Source organism: Paraburkholderia sediminicola (assembly GCF_046030555.1).
GTDB lineage: Bacteria > Pseudomonadota > Gammaproteobacteria > Burkholderiales > Burkholderiaceae > Paraburkholderia > Paraburkholderia sediminicola_E.
On the sequence record NZ_JAQQCH010000011.1, the window covers coordinates 63,762 to 79,411 of the forward strand.

13 protein-coding genes are annotated in these 15,650 nt (G+C 64.1%); 1 reads left to right on the forward strand and 12 read right to left on the reverse strand.

Annotated elements, in window-relative coordinates:
* The first annotated feature begins 44 nt into the window (after window positions 1-44).
* The gene (locus tag PQQ52_RS17270) at window positions 45-2,036 is read left to right on the forward strand and encodes an ArnT family glycosyltransferase (RefSeq protein WP_408213558.1); all 1,992 of its coding nucleotides are present in this window, start codon (window positions 45-47) and stop codon (window positions 2,034-2,036) included.
* Window positions 2,037-2,086: 50 nt separating this feature from the next.
* On the opposite strand, the gene PQQ52_RS17275 is transcribed toward PQQ52_RS17270, so the two are convergent.
* The 12 genes from PQQ52_RS17275 to PQQ52_RS17330 all read right to left on the reverse strand — a co-directional run bounded on the left by PQQ52_RS17275 (window position 2,087) and on the right by PQQ52_RS17330 (window position 15,574).
* Window positions 2,087-2,692: a DUF924 family protein gene (locus tag PQQ52_RS17275; RefSeq protein ID WP_408213561.1), complete on the reverse strand. Its 606-nt coding sequence runs from the start codon at window positions 2,690-2,692 to the stop codon at window positions 2,087-2,089.
* A complete protein-coding gene (locus PQQ52_RS17280; protein WP_325043844.1) occupies window positions 2,685-3,098 on the reverse strand; it encodes a group II truncated hemoglobin in 414 nt (137 codons plus the stop codon). The genes PQQ52_RS17275 and PQQ52_RS17280 overlap by 8 nt, the downstream gene beginning before the upstream one ends.
* A 29-nt stretch (window positions 3,099-3,127) precedes the next feature.
* Complete coding sequence (locus tag PQQ52_RS17285; protein WP_408213930.1) at window positions 3,128-5,644, reverse strand: ABC transporter permease; 2,517 nt, start codon at window positions 5,642-5,644, stop codon at window positions 3,128-3,130.
* 56 nt (window positions 5,645-5,700) lie between these two features.
* Window positions 5,701-6,312: a DUF4126 domain-containing protein gene (locus PQQ52_RS17290; RefSeq protein WP_325045469.1), complete on the reverse strand. Its 612-nt coding sequence runs from the start codon at window positions 6,310-6,312 to the stop codon at window positions 5,701-5,703.
* Window positions 6,313-6,572: 260 nt separating this feature from the next.
* Window positions 6,573-6,893: a quaternary ammonium compound efflux SMR transporter SugE gene (gene sugE, locus PQQ52_RS17295; RefSeq protein WP_054034983.1), complete on the reverse strand. Its 321-nt coding sequence runs from the start codon at window positions 6,891-6,893 to the stop codon at window positions 6,573-6,575.
* A 144-nt stretch (window positions 6,894-7,037) separates the two neighbouring features.
* Window positions 7,038-7,736 (reverse strand): two-component system response regulator KdpE, encoded by a 699-nt coding sequence (gene kdpE, locus PQQ52_RS17300; protein ID WP_408213565.1) that lies wholly within the window; start codon window positions 7,734-7,736, stop codon window positions 7,038-7,040.
* The gene (locus PQQ52_RS17305; RefSeq protein ID WP_408213567.1) at window positions 7,729-10,563 is read right to left on the reverse strand and encodes a DUF4118 domain-containing protein; all 2,835 of its coding nucleotides are present in this window, start codon (window positions 10,561-10,563) and stop codon (window positions 7,729-7,731) included. Before PQQ52_RS17305 ends, kdpE begins: the two co-directional genes overlap by 8 nt.
* Window positions 10,564-10,807: 244 nt before the next feature.
* Window positions 10,808-11,386 (reverse strand): potassium-transporting ATPase subunit KdpC, encoded by a 579-nt coding sequence (gene kdpC / locus PQQ52_RS17310; RefSeq protein WP_408213570.1) that lies wholly within the window; start codon window positions 11,384-11,386, stop codon window positions 10,808-10,810.
* Window positions 11,387-11,416: 30 nt separating this feature from the next.
* On the reverse strand, window positions 11,417-13,501 hold the full coding sequence (gene kdpB / locus PQQ52_RS17315) for a potassium-transporting ATPase subunit KdpB (RefSeq protein ID WP_408213573.1): 2,085 nt from the start codon (window positions 13,499-13,501) through the stop codon (window positions 11,417-11,419).
* A gap of 68 nt (window positions 13,502-13,569) precedes the next feature.
* Complete coding sequence (gene kdpA / locus PQQ52_RS17320; RefSeq protein WP_408213576.1) at window positions 13,570-15,375, reverse strand: potassium-transporting ATPase subunit KdpA; 1,806 nt, start codon at window positions 15,373-15,375, stop codon at window positions 13,570-13,572.
* The gene (kdpF, locus tag PQQ52_RS17325) at window positions 15,372-15,464 is read right to left on the reverse strand and encodes a K(+)-transporting ATPase subunit F (RefSeq protein ID WP_011487462.1); all 93 of its coding nucleotides are present in this window, start codon (window positions 15,462-15,464) and stop codon (window positions 15,372-15,374) included. Before kdpF ends, kdpA begins: the two co-directional genes overlap by 4 nt.
* Entirely contained in the window at window positions 15,461-15,574 is a 114-nt protein-coding gene (locus tag PQQ52_RS17330) for a potassium ABC transporter ATPase (RefSeq protein WP_120345708.1), read from the reverse strand. Before PQQ52_RS17330 ends, kdpF begins: the two co-directional genes overlap by 4 nt.
* Window positions 15,575-15,650 lie beyond the last annotated feature (76 nt).

The following is a 15,650-nucleotide window of genomic DNA, read 5'->3' on the forward strand; positions in this document are numbered from 1 at the left end:
AAGTCCGCGGCCCACGTCGCCGCGTACGGCGACCAGAGATTCTCATGTACGAAAACCCATCCGCGCCCTGGCGCGCGCGGAACGTCGCGGCTGCGGCGCCTGCACTTGCCGGTCCTGCCGACGGCGCGCCGGACACGCGCCCCGACTCGGCACACGTTACCGGATCCGGCACGGCTTTGCCTTCCGGCCACACCGCCGCAGCCGCGGCGCCCGCAAGACCCACCGCTCCGGCCGGTCCCGCGGGGACCGCTGCTGCGCCTGCCGCCTCGCGCGGCGTCCAGCGCTTGCGCGCGCTCACGACTGCCCGTCCGATGCGATGGCTGGTCGCGCTGGCGATCCTGTGTGCCTGGCTTTTGCCGGGCATCCTCGGCCACGAACCGTGGAAGCAGGACGAAACCTACACCTTCGGCATCATCCAGCACATGCTCGATACCGGCGATCTGGTCGTGCCGACCAATGCCGGCCAGCCCTTCGTCGAAAAACCGCCTATTTACGATTGGGTCGCCGCCGGCCTCGCGTGGATGTTCGGCCGCTACCTGCCTTTGCATGACGCCGCGCGCCTCGCGAGCGCGCTCTTCGCCGGACTCACCGTCTACTACACGGCTCGCATCGCCCGCCGCGCGGTGGCCGCGTCGAGCTGGCTGGACATCCGCGTGATCGGCACGCTTGCGTTATTCGCGAGCACGCTCGTCGTCATCAAGCACGTGCACGACATGATGACCGACGTCGCGCTGATGGCCGGCGCCGCGATCGGCTTCTGCGGACTATTCGAACTGGTGCTGGTGCACCTGCGCGATGAAGCGCGCCTGCTGCCGGTCGACGCACGCCGCCGGCGCCACGCGATTCTGAGTGCCGCGGCAATGTTCGGTGCGGGCGTGGGCGTGTCGTTGCTGGCGAAGGGCCTCTTCGTGCCGCTCGTGTTCGGCGCGACCACCGTCGCGGTGCTGGTGCTGTATCCCGCCTGCCGTACTCGCAGCTTTGCTGGGGCGCTCGGGATCGCCGCGCTCGTCTGCGCGCCTTTCGCGCTGATCTGGCCGATCTGTTTCTATCTGCGCTCCGAAGCACTCTTCAAGGTCTGGCTGTGGGACAACAACATCGGCCGCTTCTTCGGGTTTTCGGTGGCGGAGCTCGGCTCTGAAAACGAGAGCCGTCTGTTCGTGCTGCGCACCGTGCTGAGCGTCGGTTTTCCAGTCGTACCGCTGGCGCTGGCCGCACTCGCCGGCGGCAGTTGGCGCCGTTGGCGCGATCCGCGCGTGGCGCTGCCGGTGATCTTCGCGGGGACGGGGTTCGCCGTGCTGCAAAGCTCGGCAACGGTGCGCGAGCTGTACATCCTGCCGTTCATCGCCCCGCTCGCTCTGGTGGCGATGCAATGCATCGAAAAGTTGCCGCGGCGAATGCACGCGAGCTGGGACATGACGAGCCGTGTCCTGTTTGGCAGCGCGGCCGCGCTTGCGTGGATCATCTGGTCGATCATGAGCGATCCGGCCAATATGCATGCGTCGCTGCATCGGCTCGGTCGCTGGTTGCCGCTCGACTGGGTACTGCCGGTCAAGCCCGCAATGATCGCGGCCGCGTTGCTGATGACGCTCGGCTGGCTGTGGCTGCTACCGGTATTCAAGTACACCGGCAAATGGCGCGGCGTCCTGAGCTGGTGCGCGGGCGCGATTCTCACATGGGGACTGGTCAGCACGCTGCTGCTGCCATGGCTCGACTATGCGAAGAGTTACCGCTCCGTGTTCGAAAACCTCGGCGCCCGCATGAATATCGAATGGAACGATGGTGATTGCATGGCCAGCACGGGGCTCGGCGAATCCGAAGCGCCGATGCTGTACTACTACACCGGCATCGAGCATCAACCGACCGCGAATACGGCGACGACCGAATGCACCTGGCTGATCGACGAAAGCCGCCGCGACAATGCCCGCGCACCGGCAGGCGATTGGCGACTGTTCTGGTCCGGCGCGCGTCCGGGCGACACCGACGAACTGCTGCGGGTGTTCGTGCGAACACCGGCTGTGCCTGATCGCGGCGAGTAGAACGTCGTGCCAGACGGTGCCTGGTCAGTGCCTACGCGGTTCCCTTGCACCTAGAACGACGAGCCGGGTCCTTTCAGGAAAGCGGTTTCTTCAGCCGTCGAAGGCCGCCCGAGCTGTGCATTACGATGGGGAAAGCGTCCGAAACGCTCGATGACTCTGGCGTGCCTGACCGCGGAGGAGTAGTACGACGCGCCGCCCGGCTCGGCCTTCAGCTGCGTGAACAGCCGCAGCGATTCGTGCTGGCTGGCAAGCGTTTCATCGTGCTCGAACGGCAGATACGCGAACGCGCGGTGATGCGCGGTCGGCAATAGAAAATCGGCGCCGCTTGCGATCATCTGTTGCGCGACGCACAGCGCTTTGTGATCGGCAGCGAAAGCACGCGGTGTATCGCGGTAGCAATTGCGGGAAAACTGGTCCAGCACGATGACCAGCGCTAACGCGCCGAGCGGTGTTGCCGTCCAGCTGTCGAGCGCACCTTCGCGCGCCGCGTCGATTAGTGTCCCGAAGCGCTCCAGCAGCGTCGCATCGAAGACTTTGTCGCGCGAGAACCAGAGCTTGCGCGCCTGACCGAAGGTGGGCGTCTTCGGGGCACCGAACCAGCAGTCCAGAACCGCACCCGCCTCTGAGCCCTCCAGCCCCGCTCCCCGCTCAACCATTGCGATTGCGCATCCAATCCGCAGTCTCGAAGAACGACGCCAGCAAGCGCTCTCTCAACGGCTCGGCAAGTCCGACATCCTCCATGGCCCATGCCATGCACCGAAGCCACTGATCCCGCTCGCTGGAAGCGATCGGAAACGGCATATGCCTGGCCCTCAGCCTGGGATGGCCGAAGCGGCTGATGTAGTGATCGGGCCCGCCCATCCATCCACACAAGAACCAGAAAAACTTATCGCGCGAGCCATCAAGCGACTCCGGATGCAAGGCTCGAATCCCGGCGAATTCCGCTTCGAGATCCATCAAGTCATAAAACCGGTCGACCAGTTCGCGCACACGCGCTTCGCCGCCCACCAGTTCGAAGGCCGTCGGCTGTGCGGCGGACACTTCGTCGTTAAGTTCGCTCATACCCAATCACACAAACAGGAAAGAAAAAGTCACGCGTCCCGCAGCGATTGCAGCGCCGGCCGCGCCAGCACATGCCGCAAGCTTAGCCAGCCACCCACGCCCGCACAGGCGATTCCGGCTGCGATGCCCGCCGGCAACAACCACGGATCGAACGTCAGATAAAACTCGAACACGCGCGTCGCCAGTTGCCAGCCGATCACCTGCGCGCCGAGCGCCGCCATCAAACCCGCCAACGCGCCAACCGCCACGAATTCGGCAATCTGCACCGCGCGCACCTGCCGATGCGAGGCCCCCAGCGCACGCAGCAGCGCGGATTCTCGCATACGCTCATCGCGGGTGCCGGCCAGCGCCGCATAGAGCACCAGCACGCCGGCCGCGAGCGTGAACGCGAACAGGAATTGCACCGCGCCGATCACCTGCTGCAACACACGCTGCACCTGCGCGAGAATCGGACCGGTGTCGATCGCCGTGAGGTTCGGATAGGCGGCGATCAGTCCGTCGATGGTCGACTGTTTTTCCGATGGTAAATGGAAGCTCGTGATAAACGTCGCCGGGAAATCCTGCAAGGCGGCCGGCGGCATCAACACGAAAAAGTTGACCTTGAACGAGCCCCAGTCGAGCTTGCGCACGCTCGTCACCGGCGCGTCGATTTGCAAGCCCGTCACGTCGAAGCGCAGCGTATCACCGGGCTTCACGTTGATCAGCTTCGCGAGCCCCTGCTCGATCGAAATCTGCGGTGTCTTCGTGTCGCCATACCATGTGCCGGCAGAAAGGCGGTTGTCGTCGGGGAGCTCGGTCGTATACGAGAGATTGAATTCGCGATCGACGAGCCGCTTCGCGTCGTCACCCTTGAACGAATCCGGATTGACCGGTTTGCCGTTGATGGCGATCAGCCGGCCGCGCACCATCGGCGCGAGCACCGTGCCGGGCACGCCGTGCGTGTTCAGATAGTGCGTGACGGCGTCGCGCTGGTCGGGCTGGATGTCGATGATGAATTCGTTCGGCGCATCGGGCGGCGTCGATTTGCGCCAGCCGGCCACCAGGTCGTTACGCGTCATCGCGATCAGCAGCAGGCACATCAGGCCGATGCCGAGCGCGGTGATTTGCAACGCACTCGCACCGCTGCGCCGCTCCAGCGACGCCAACGCGTAGCGCCAGCCGATGCCCGCATTGACGCGCTCGCTGCGCACGAGACGCGACGCGCCCCACAACGCCAGCCGCGCGATGCACGCGAACACCAGCAGTCCGCCGGCGAAGCCGCCCGCCACGATGCCGCCGAGCTTCAACTCGCCTGCTGCGACGATCAGGAGTGCAGCGAATAGCACGATACCGAGCGCGTAGGCGGCCCACGCTGTACGCCCCGCGTCGCCCCATTCGCGACGCAGCACACGCACCGGCGGCACGCGCGTCAGCGGCAATAGCGGAGGCAACGCGAAACCGAGCAACAGCACGAGACCGGCAGCAATCCCTTCGAGCGCGGGCCACACGGTCGGATACGGCAACGCGACGTCGATCAGACTGCCGAGCCACGTCAGCAACGCGAGGTGCCCCAGGTAACCGAGCGCCACACCGAGCGCGCCGCCGATCAAACCCAGCCCTACGAATTCAAGCGTGAACAACGTGCGCAGCGTGACCTGGCTGACGCCAAGACAGCGCATCGCCGCGCAGCCGTCCAGATGCCGGCGCATATACCGATGGGCGGCCATCGCGATCGCCACCGCCGCGAGCAAGGCGGTGAGCAGTGAAACCAGCGTGAGGAAGTGACTCGCGCGGTCGAGCGTCTGACGCACTTGCGGCTGGCCGTCCTGCAACGATTCGAGCGCGACGCCGCGCATCTTGCCGCCGTCCACCTTGTCATGCGCGAATTGGGCGAAACGCGCCACCGATGCGTCCGCGCCCGCCACCAGCAAGCGGTAAGTCACGCGGCTGCCGAAGGTGATGAGGCCGGTCGACTGGACGTCGTCGGCGCGCAGCATCAAACGCGGCGAAAAATTGATGAACGAAAAACCGCGGTCGAGCTCGCGGGTAATGATCGCGCCGATCGTAAAGCTGCGATTGCCCACTTTCACGGCGTCGCCAACATGCAGCTTCAATGCATCGAGCAGTGCCTGGTCGACCCATACCGTGCCCGGCGCCGGAATCGATTGAGTGGGATGGTCCGCCGTGCCCGGCGCTGAAGCAATCCGCAACGCGCCGCGCAACGGATAACCCGGCGACACCGCCTTGATGGCCGCCAGCCGCGAGACCGGCTGCGCGCCGGTCGAGTTGATCATGCTAGGGAAGATCGCCGTGCTGGCGGTATCCAGACCGAGTGCCCTGGCTTGCTGCGCGAACTGCGGATCGACAGGATGATCGGCGCGCACGATGAAATCCGCGGCAATCATGCGCCGCGCGTCACGCTCGAGCCCCTGATGCAAGCGGTCAGCCAGAAAGCCGACACTCGACAATGCCGCGACGGCCAGCACCAGCGCCAGCAGCAGCATCGTCAGTTCGCCGGCGCGCCAGTCGCGCGCCGTCATGCGGATGGCCTGGCGCAGCAGACCCATACCGCCCAACCGGCGCGCTGCATCGGCGCGCGCCGTCACACCTCGTGCCGTATCGCTCAATCGTGCCTGCTCCTCGCAAAGCGCGACACCATGTGCGTCGCCATCCCGCGAAAACCGCCCTGCACCCCGCGCCACAGCCGCGGCAATGCCCAGCCGGCCAGCATCAGGAAACCCACCATCAATACCAGAAAGAGAACCGGCACGAACAACGCGAGCAGCATGCCGCCGAACACGAGACCGTCTTCAGCGGTCGACGTCACGACATTCGACACCGGTTCCGGCGATAGGTTGATCAGCGCGCGCGTGCCCGCTTTCGCCAGATGTGCTGTGCCCGCCAACGTGCCGCCCGCGAGTGCCGCGACAGTCAGCAGCGCAGGATCGGCATGGCCGAGCGCGCCGGCCGCCAGAACTGCACCGGCGGGAATGCGGATAAAGGTATGGATCGCGTCCCATAAGGAATCGAACGCGGGGATTTTGTCGGCGAGAAATTCAGTGACCGTCAGCACGCCGGCTACGCCGATCACCCATGGCGAAGACAGTGCGGACAGCGTATCGGGGAGATGGATGAAGCCGAGACGTGCAAACACGCCGGCCAGCAGGACTGTCAGATAGAGGCGCAGACCGCTGCCCCATGAGAGGCCCGCAGCGAGCGAAAGTGATTCAAGCATGGCCGCCTCCAGGCGCGCTGTGCGTGCCGGGCGCTTCGACGGGCAAAGGAAAGGGAACCGCCACACCGAAGTCGTCAGACCCGCGCCAAGCCGGCCGCGCCAAATAGGACGCGGGCAATTTCAGGTTGGATTCAATCCCATTATAGCCACGTTAATTCGCAGAACGCAGAGCGGCTAACAAATGGCGGACTCTAATGGCAGGGTATTCGCGCACTGTTTGAGCGTACGCGGACACGATATTCGGGCCCGGCAGCAAGGGCTCAATGCCCTGACGACAGCTTCAAACCGATCAATCCGATCACAATCAGCGCCGCACTCGCCACCCGCGCGACCGTCAAAGCCTCGCCCATCATGACGATGCCGAAGATAAACGCGCCCACCGCGCCGATCCCCGTCCACACGGCGTAGGCCGTGCCGAGCGGCAACTGGCGCATGGCCATTGCAAGCAGCACGAAGCTGCCGAGCGCGGTCACGATCGTGAACACGGACGGCCAGAGCCGGGTGAAACCTTCGGAGGTCTTGAGACCGGCCGCCCACGCGACTTCGAGCAAACCGGCAATCAACAGAAGAATCCATGACATGAGACAACTCCATGGTCAGATGGGGCCGTCCCCGTTCGTAACAGATGCGCAAGGTCGTCCTTACGAACTGTAATTATACCAAAATAGGGCGTCGCCTTGCTGTGGCGAGCAGTCGGAGGGGCACGGCAGACGCCTCGGGCAGGCTCAAACCGCGCCCACCAGCCGGTATCCCACGCCCGTTTCCGTGACGATATGCTCCGGTTGCGCCGGATCGCGCTCCAGTTTGCCGCGCAGATGCGCCATATAGATACGCAGATAGTGATGGCTCTCGACATGCGACGGCCCCCACACGTCACGCAGCAATTGCCGGTGCGTCAGCACGCGGCCGGCGTGGCGCACCAGCGTCGCGAGCAGGCGGTATTCGATCGGTGTGAGATGAATGGCGGCGCCGTCGCGGCTCACCTGCCGCAACGCCAGATCGACCGTCACCGCGCCAAAGCGCACCACCGGCGATTCATTCGCGCCGCCCTGATTGCGGCGCCGCATATGCGCGCGGATCCGCGCCAGCAATTCGGAGACGCCGAACGGCTTGGTGAGGTAGTCGTCCGCGCCGGCATCAAGCGCGGCGACTTTCTCGGTTTCCTGGGTACGGGCCGACAGGACGATGACTGGCAATTCGCTCCAGCCACGCAACTCGCGAATCACGTCGAGACCGTCGGTGTCGGGCAGGCCGAGATCGACGATGACGAGATCGGGCTTGCGCGTCGCGGCCTCGACGAGACCTTGCTTGCCGGTCTCGGCGTCGTGCACGACGATGCCCTCGCCTTCCAGCGCGGCTCGCACGAAGCGGCGAATCTGCTTTTCGTCTTCAATCAGGACGACAGTGATGCTCGGGTCACTCATGGCTGGGCTTGGAAAGCGGGTTAGGAGTTGAATCGAAGTCGGGCAACGCGTCGGCGCCTTCGTCTTCCAGCGCGTCCGGTGCTTCGGGCGGCGTTTCCACCGGGAGCGTGAACCAGAACCGCGCGCCTTCGACGCGGCCGTCCGCGGACACACGATTGAGCGCGCCGATTGTACCGCCGTGCGCTTCCACGATCGCGCGGCAGATCGCGAGGCCGAGGCCGATGCCAGGCTTGGCCGACTCTTTCTCACCGCGCGTGAATTTCTCGAACACACGCGCTTCCATGCCGGCCGGCAGACCGGGGCCGTTATCGTCGACAGCGACGCGTACGAACGACTTGCCGTCCGCGTCGAGACGTTGCGCGCCGATCGTCAAAGGCGTGTCCGGCGCGGTGTATTTGGCCGCGTTCTCAAACAGATTCGAAAAGAGCCGCTCCATCAGCACCGCATCGAGGTGCAGCAGCGGCAAATCCGCGGGCAGCTTCACCTGCACCGGATGATTCGCCAGCACGCGTTTGCATGCGCGCAGCGCGGCGCCCACCGTTTCTTCGAGCAGCGTCCACTGCTGGTTCAGTTGCAGGCTGCCTGCCTGCAAGCGCGCCATATCGAGCAGATTGGTGACGATGCCGGTCATGCGCAGCGCTTCTTCGTGAATCGCTTCGACGAGATCGTCACCGGGTTGCGCACCGGGATGCGCCTCGCGCGATTGCGCCAGCATCGACGAAAAACCAACGATCGTGGTCAACGGCGTACGCAGGTCGTGCGAAATCGCGGACAACAGCGAATTGCGCAAACGCTCCGATTCCATGTTGACGAGCGCATCGCGCGCGATGTCGACGTAGTGCACCCGCTCGAGAGCCAGCGCGATTTGCGCGGCGAATGCGTCGAGCATGCGTTGCTGCTCGGGCACATCCAGTTCGCGCTCATCGCGCATCACGACCGCGAGCACACCGCGCGTGCGCATCGGCGCCTTCAGCGGCAGGTATAGCGCGGCGGCGGCCGGCAGCGTATCGGTGCCTTGCCCCGCCGGCTTCTGCTGATCGTAGACCCACTGACCGACGTCGATATCGAGCGTCTCGCCTTCCAGCGTGATCGCCGCATCGGGGTCTTCTATCTTCTGCTTCACCTGATCGGCGCTGTCCGGCAACAGAATCGCGACACGCGCGCCGAACACTTCGCTCACATGCCGGCTGCCGATGCCGACGATCTGCTCAGTGGTGAGCGCCGCCGCCAATTCACGCGCCATCGCGTACATCGCGCCGGTGCGCTGTTCGCGACGCCGCGCCACGCTCGCCTCGCGGCGCAAGCTTGACGTGAGATGGCTGATGACGAGTGAAGTCAGCAGCATGCCGATGAAGGTCAGCAGATACTGCGTATCGGACACCGACAGCGACATGCGCGGCGGCACGAAGAAGAAATCGAACGCGGCCACGCTCATGAACGACAGCACGACGCCCGGTCCGCGCCCCAGCTTCACGGCCGTAAAGATCACGCCGAGCAGGTACAGCATGACGAGGTTGGTCAGGTCGATATGATCGATCAACTGGCTCGACAGCAGCGTAATGGCCGCGCAAATCGCCAATGCGATGCCGTAGGCGCGCGGCGGCGAACGGCGTTCGCGCGCCGCGCTCAGCGCCTCGCGCCACGCGTTGGCGGTGGTGTTCAGCAAGCGGCGATGTTCAGCGCCATCACGCTCCGACGACGCGCGAATCAGCGTGAGATCGAGATCGCCCGCCCGTTCGGCGATGCGCTCACCGAGCGGCCGGCGCAACCAGCGCTTGAGACCGGTGCGCGCCGACGCACCGGCTACCAGCTTCGAGACGTTGCGAGCCTGCGCGTAACCGATCAGTGCGGCGACCGCATCGGTGCCCGCGAGCGTCGCGGTTTCGGCGCCGAGTTCGGCGGCGAGCTTCAAGGCATTCAGCGTGCGTTCGCGGCGCGCGTCGGGCAGGCGCTGCAACGCGGGTGTTTCCACATAGACGGCGATCCAGTCGGCCTTCAGGCTGGCGGCGAGACGTGCCGCCGCGCGCACCAGCATCGGCGCTTCCGGGCCGGGACCCACGCACACCAGCAAGCGCTCACGCGCCTGCCAGATCCGCTGGATCGAACGATCAGCGCGATATTCCCGCATCTGCGCGTCGACCCGGTCCGCGGTACGGCGCAATGCCAGCTCGCGCAGCGCGATCAGGTTGCCCTTGCGAAAGAAGTTGCGCACCGCGCGCTCGGCCTGCTGCGGCAAATACACCTTGCCGTCGCGCATTCGATCAAGCAGTTCCTCCGCGGGCAGATCGACCAATGTGACTTCGTCGGCACGATCGAACACGCGGTCGGGCACCGTCTCCCAGACACGGATGCCGGTGATCTGGCCGACCACGTCGTTCAGGCTTTCGAGGTGCTGAACGTTGACCGTGGTGTAGACGTCGATGCCCGCATCGAGCAGTTCGTAGACGTCCTGCCAGCGCTTCAGATGCCGCGCACCCTGCACGTTCGAATGCGCGAGCTCGTCGACGAGAATCAGTTGCGGTTTGCGGGCGAGCGCGGCGTCAAGATCGAACTCGCCGAGCTTACGGCCGCGATACTCGATATGCGCGAGCGGCAGCACGTCGAGGCCGTCGAGCAGCGCAGCGGTCTCGCTGCGGCCATGCGTTTCGGCGATGCCGACCACTACGTCAGCACCGTCATCGGCGCGGCGCCGCGCGGCCTGCAACATCGCATAGGTCTTGCCGACGCCTGCCGACGCGCCGAAGAAAATCTTCAGCCGGCCCCGCTGACCTTTCTCTTCGTCGCGTTGCAGCTTGTCGAGCAGTTCGTCAGGATCGGGGCGGTTCATGCTCAATGGTTTTCATAGTAAGACGAGCGATAGTGCATGCATGGTGGCACGGCAGTGGCCGCGCCGCAAATGGCAATGGCGGCTACACCGAGCGTCGATTGCACAGCGATGCATGGCGTGCTCCGCGCGGCCCACTGTAATAACGACCGCGAACAAATGGCGAAAGCGGCGCCGAATGGGCGCCGCCTCCTCAAACCACGGTGCTCAACGGTGCTGAGCGACGCTTATCGGCGTCGAGCCACGCTCAACCGTGTTTCATCTCATCCAGTGCCAGGTTCAGTTGCAGCACGTTCACGCGCGGCTCACCGAGAATGCCGAACTGACGGCCGCTCGTATAGCGATCGATCAGCGCCTGCACATCGTTAGCAGCGAGCTTACGCGCTTTGGCGACGCGTTCGATCTGATACGCGGCGGCCGCCGGGCTGATCTCAGGATCGAGACCGCTGCCGGAGGACGTCACCAGATCGACCGGCACCGGCTGCGACATATCCGTGCCGGCCGCTTTCAACGCATCGATACGGCCTTTGACTTCGTCGAGCAGCGCCGGGTTGGTCGGCCCGAGGTTCGAACCGCCCGAGCTCTGCGGGTTGTAGGGCATCGGGCTGGTAGCCGACAGACGGCCCCAGAAGTACTGCGGCGCATCGAACTGCTGGCCGATCAGTTTCGAGCCGACTACCTTGCCATCCTGCTGGAGCAGGCTGCCGTTGGCCTGGTTGTTGAAGGCCGCCTGACCGACCGCGGTCATCACGGCGGGATAAGCAAGTCCGGTGACGGCGGTCAGTACCGCGAAAATCACGATCAACGGACGGAACAGATTTTTCATGATGAGTAACTCCTCTTAAGCTGCCGCTTCTCAAACCCAGCCGAATGCGGCCAGCACCATATCGATCAACTTGATGCCAATGAACGGCACGATGATCCCGCCCAGACCGTAGACCAGCAGATTGCGGCGCAGCAGGATCGCCGCGCCCAGCGCCCGGTACTTCACGCCTTTGAGCGCCAGCGGGATCAGCATCACGATGATCAGCGCATTGAAAATCACCGCCGACATAATGGCGGAGGCCGGCGTAGCCAGATGCATTACGTTCAGCGCGTTCAGTGCCGGATAGGTGGTCGCGAACGCAGCCGGGATAATCGCGAAGTATTTGGCGACGTCGTTAGCAATCGAAAACGTGGTGAGCGAGCCGCGCGTCATCAGCATCTGCTTGCCGATCTCGACGATCTCGATCAGCTTGGTCGGATTCGAATCGAGGTCGACCATGTTGCCGGCTTCCTTCGCGGCCTGCGTGCCGGTGTTCATTGCCACCGCTACGTCGGCCTGCGCGAGCGCCGGGGCGTCGTTGGTGCCGTCGCCCGTCATCGCCACAAGCCTGCCTTCGGCCTGGTGCGCGCGGATGGTGGCGAGCTTCGCTTCCGGCGTGGCTTCGGCGAGGAAATCGTCGACGCCTGCCTCTGCGGCAATCGCTGCTGCCGTCAACCGGTTGTCGCCGGTCACCATGATGGTCTTGATACCCATCTTGCGCAGTTCGGCGAAGCGTTCCTTGATGCCGCCCTTCACCACGTCCTTCAGTTCGATCACGCCGAGCACGCGTGCGCCCTGCTCGCCTTTCTCGGCGACCACCAGCGGCGTGCTGCCGCGACGTGCGACTTCGGCGACGGCGGTGCTGACTTCGTTCGGGAAACGGCCGCCATTCGCTTCGACGTAGTTCTTCACCGCGTCGGAGGCGCCCTTGCGGATTTCTCGGCCAGGCAGATCGACACCGCTCATCCGCGTTTGCGCCGTGAAGGCGAGGAATTCCGCCTTCAGCGAAGCCATATCGCGTTGACGGATATTGAAACGCTGCTTGGCCAGCACGACGATGCTGCGGCCTTCCGGCGTTTCGTCGGCGAGCGACGAAAGCTGCGCCGCGTCGGCGAGGGCTTCTTCAGTCAAGCCGGGTGCCGGCACGAACTGCGATGCCTGACGATTACCGAGCGTGATCGTGCCGGTCTTGTCGAGCAACAGCACGTCGACGTCGCCAGCCGCTTCAACCGCACGGCCCGAGGTGGCGATCACGTTCGCCTGCATCATCCGGCTCATCCCGGCCACACCGATCGCCGACAACAAGCCGCCGATGGTGGTCGGAATCAGACACACCAGCAGTGCAACCAGCGCGGTAATCGTCACGACGTGACCGGCTTTTGCAGCCTCGACGGAAAACATCGAGAACGGCAGCAGCGTGGCTGTTGCGAGCAACATCACGATCGTCAGCGCGACCAGCAGAATCGTCAGCGCGATTTCGTTCGGCGTCTTTTGACGCTTCGCACCTTCGACCATCGCGATCATGCGGTCAAGGAAGGCTTCACCAGGATTAGCCGTGACGCGCACGACGATCCAGTCCGACAGCACGCGCGTGCCGCCCGTCACCGACGAGAAGTCACCGCCCGACTCGCGGATCACCGGTGCCGATTCGCCCGTGATCGCCGATTCGTCGACCGACGCCACACCGTCGATCACTTCGCCGTCGGCCGGAATCACGTCACCCGTTTCGACCAGCACGACGTCGCCTTTACGCAGATCGGACGCTGTCAGAATACGGATCGGCGACTTCGGATGCGGCTCGTTGAGCTTCTTGGCCATCACGTCTTTCTTCGCGCTGCGCAGCGACGCGGCCTGGGCCTTGGAACGGCCTTCGGCGAGCGCCTCCGCGAAGTTCGCGAACAGCACGGTGAACCACAGCCACAAGGTGACCGCAAGAATAAAACCCGCGGGCGCCTCGGCCTGGCCGCCGAGCGCGGCGATCCACAAAATGGTCGTCAGAATACTGCCGACGTACACGCAGAACATCACCGGATTACGGAACTGCGTGCGCGGCGTGAGCTTTTTGAAGGAGTCCACGATCGCCGGGCGCACCAGCGCCGGGTCGAACATGGACCTGGTTGCATTATGTTCAGTCATTGAATCCTCGAATTTCCCGTTTGCGCCTGTTCACTCGTTGGTCGCTGGTGTCATGTCAACGGGCCGCCTCAATGGGCGCCCATCATCATCAGATGTTCGACACCCGGTCCGAGCGCGAGCGCGGGCACATAAGTCAGCGCACCAACCAGCAGCACCGTGCCGAGCAGCAGCACGACGAACAGCGGGCCGTGAGTCGGCAACGTGCCGCCAGTCACGCCGATGCGTTTCTTCGATGCGAGCGAACCAGCAATCGCCAGCACCGGAACGATCGTGCCGAAGCGGCCGAACCACATCGCAATCGCCGTGAGCCAGTTATAGAACGGCGTGCCCACCGTCAGCCCCGCAAACGCGCTGCCGTTGTTATTAGCGGCCGAACTGAACGCGTAGAGGATTTCGGAGAAACCGTGCGCGCCGGGGTTGGCGATACCGGCTTTGCCCGCATCGGTCAGCACCGCGATCGACGTGCCCACCAGCACCAGCAGCGGCGTAAGCAGCACCACGATCGACACCATCTTCATCTCGTATGCTTCGATCTTCTTGCCGACGTATTCAGGCGTGCGGCCGATCATCAGGCCCGCCACGAACACAGCCAGCAGCGCGAACACGAGCATGCCGTACATACCGGAACCGACACCGCCGAAGATCACTTCGCCAAGCTGCATCAACAGCATCGGATAAAGGCCGCCAATCGGCGTCAGCGAGTCGTGCGTATTGGCGACTGCGCCGCACGAAGCTGCCGTGGTCGCGACCGTGAAGATGCCCGACTGCGCGATACCGAAGCGCGTTTCCTTGCCTTCCGCGTTACCGCCCGACTGCAACGCATTCGCCGATTGATCGACGTGCAATGCGGTGAACGCTGGGTTGCCCGTCTGTTCCGCGCTGATTTCGCCGAACACGCACACGCCAAATGCGATCGTCATAGCCGCGAGCACGGCCACGCCCTGCTTGCGGTCCATGATCATCCGGCCGAACACGAGTGCCAGGGCTGCAGGAATAATCAGGATCGAGAAGATCTGCAGGAAGTTCGAGAACGGCGTCGGGTTTTCGTACGGATGCGCCGAGTTGCCGTTAAAGAAGCCACCACCGTTGGTGCCGAGCATCTTGATCGCTTCCTGTGATGCAACCGGGCCCATGGCGAGGGTTTGCGTCTTCACCGGCGTATCGACCGTAACCGGATTACCCTTCGCGTCCTTCACCGGATTGCCTTGTGCATCGAGCTTCGGTGCGGCGTACGTGGTGGTTTGCAGCGTGGGCACATCCTGATACGACTTGAAGTTCTGGATCACGCCCTGGCTCATCAGGATTGCCGCGATGATCGCCGACATCGGCAGCAACACGTAAAGCGTCACACGCGTGAGGTCCACCCAGAAGTTACCAATGGTTTGCGCGGTGTGACGCGCGAAGCCGCGAATCAGTGCGATCACCACCACGATGCCGGTGGCGGCCGAGAAGAAGTTCTGGACGGTCAAGCCGAGCATCTGCGCCAGATAGCCAACGGTCTGCTCAGGCGTGTAATCCTGCCAGTTCGTGTTGGTCACGAAACTGACCGCCGTATTGAACGCGCCGTCGACCGTCATCGGACCGAACTGCTGCGGGTTGCCCGGCAGCCAGCCTTGCACGCGCAGCAAGACGTAAAGGAACAGCGCGCCGAGCACGTTGAACGCAATCGTGGCGATGGCGTAGTGCTTCCAGCCCATTTCCTTCGACGGATCGACGCCCGCAATGCGATACAGCAAGCGCTCGATCGGGCCGCCGAAGCGGACCACGCGCGAGGTGCCGTCCATCACGTTGCTCAGGTAGCGGGACATCGGCACCGCGGCTGCCAGCAGCACGACGATGAAGAGGCCCGCTTGCAGGACATTGTTCGAGTTCATTCAATGTCCTCCGCGCGCAACAGCGCATAGACCAGGTACACAAACAGCAGCGCGGTAGCCGCGCCCGACAACCAGAGAATCCAGTTCATGAGCGCGCTCCCTGGCCGCGCCGGAACTGCATCAACTTCTCGCAGCCGGCAATCAATGCAAAGGTCAGCGCGGAAAACAGCACCAGCCCCCCGACATACAGCACATCCATTTTTGTTCTCCATTCACGGACTTTGGATAGGTGCAACGGTATGCCGAAGCGCGTAAAGGGCAGGTCAAAGATTTGA

What these genes read in the sequence shown, in the direction of transcription:
- PQQ52_RS17290 (WP_325045469.1), bottom strand. Translation starts at nt 6,312, where the DNA reads ATGCTTGAATCACTTTCGCTCGCTGCGGGCCTCTCATGGGGCAGCGGT.
- PQQ52_RS17285 (WP_408213930.1), bottom strand. Translation starts at nt 5,644, where the DNA reads ATGGGTCTGCTGCGCCAGGCCATCCGCATGACGGCGCGCGACTGGCGC.
- PQQ52_RS17305 (WP_408213567.1), bottom strand. Translation starts at nt 10,563, where the DNA reads ATGAACCGCCCCGATCCTGACGAACTGCTCGACAAGCTGCAACGCGAC.
- PQQ52_RS17330 (WP_120345708.1), bottom strand. Translation starts at nt 15,574, where the DNA reads ATGGATGTGCTGTATGTCGGGGGGCTGGTGCTGTTTTCCGCGCTGACC.
- kdpA (WP_408213576.1), bottom strand. Translation starts at nt 15,375, where the DNA reads ATGAACTCGAACAATGTCCTGCAAGCGGGCCTCTTCATCGTCGTGCTG.
- PQQ52_RS17280 (WP_325043844.1), bottom strand. Translation starts at nt 3,098, where the DNA reads ATGAGCGAACTTAACGACGAAGTGTCCGCCGCACAGCCGACGGCCTTC.
- PQQ52_RS17270 (WP_408213558.1), top strand. Translation starts at nt 45, where the DNA reads ATGTACGAAAACCCATCCGCGCCCTGGCGCGCGCGGAACGTCGCGGCT.
- kdpB (WP_408213573.1), bottom strand. Translation starts at nt 13,501, where the DNA reads ATGACTGAACATAATGCAACCAGGTCCATGTTCGACCCGGCGCTGGTG.
- kdpE (WP_408213565.1), bottom strand. Translation starts at nt 7,736, where the DNA reads ATGAGTGACCCGAGCATCACTGTCGTCCTGATTGAAGACGAAAAGCAG.
- PQQ52_RS17275 (WP_408213561.1), bottom strand. Translation starts at nt 2,692, where the DNA reads ATGGTTGAGCGGGGAGCGGGGCTGGAGGGCTCAGAGGCGGGTGCGGTT.
- kdpF (WP_011487462.1), bottom strand. Translation starts at nt 15,464, where the DNA reads ATGAACTGGATTCTCTGGTTGTCGGGCGCGGCTACCGCGCTGCTGTTT.
- sugE (WP_054034983.1), bottom strand. Translation starts at nt 6,893, where the DNA reads ATGTCATGGATTCTTCTGTTGATTGCCGGTTTGCTCGAAGTCGCGTGG.
- kdpC (WP_408213570.1), bottom strand. Translation starts at nt 11,386, where the DNA reads ATGAAAAATCTGTTCCGTCCGTTGATCGTGATTTTCGCGGTACTGACC.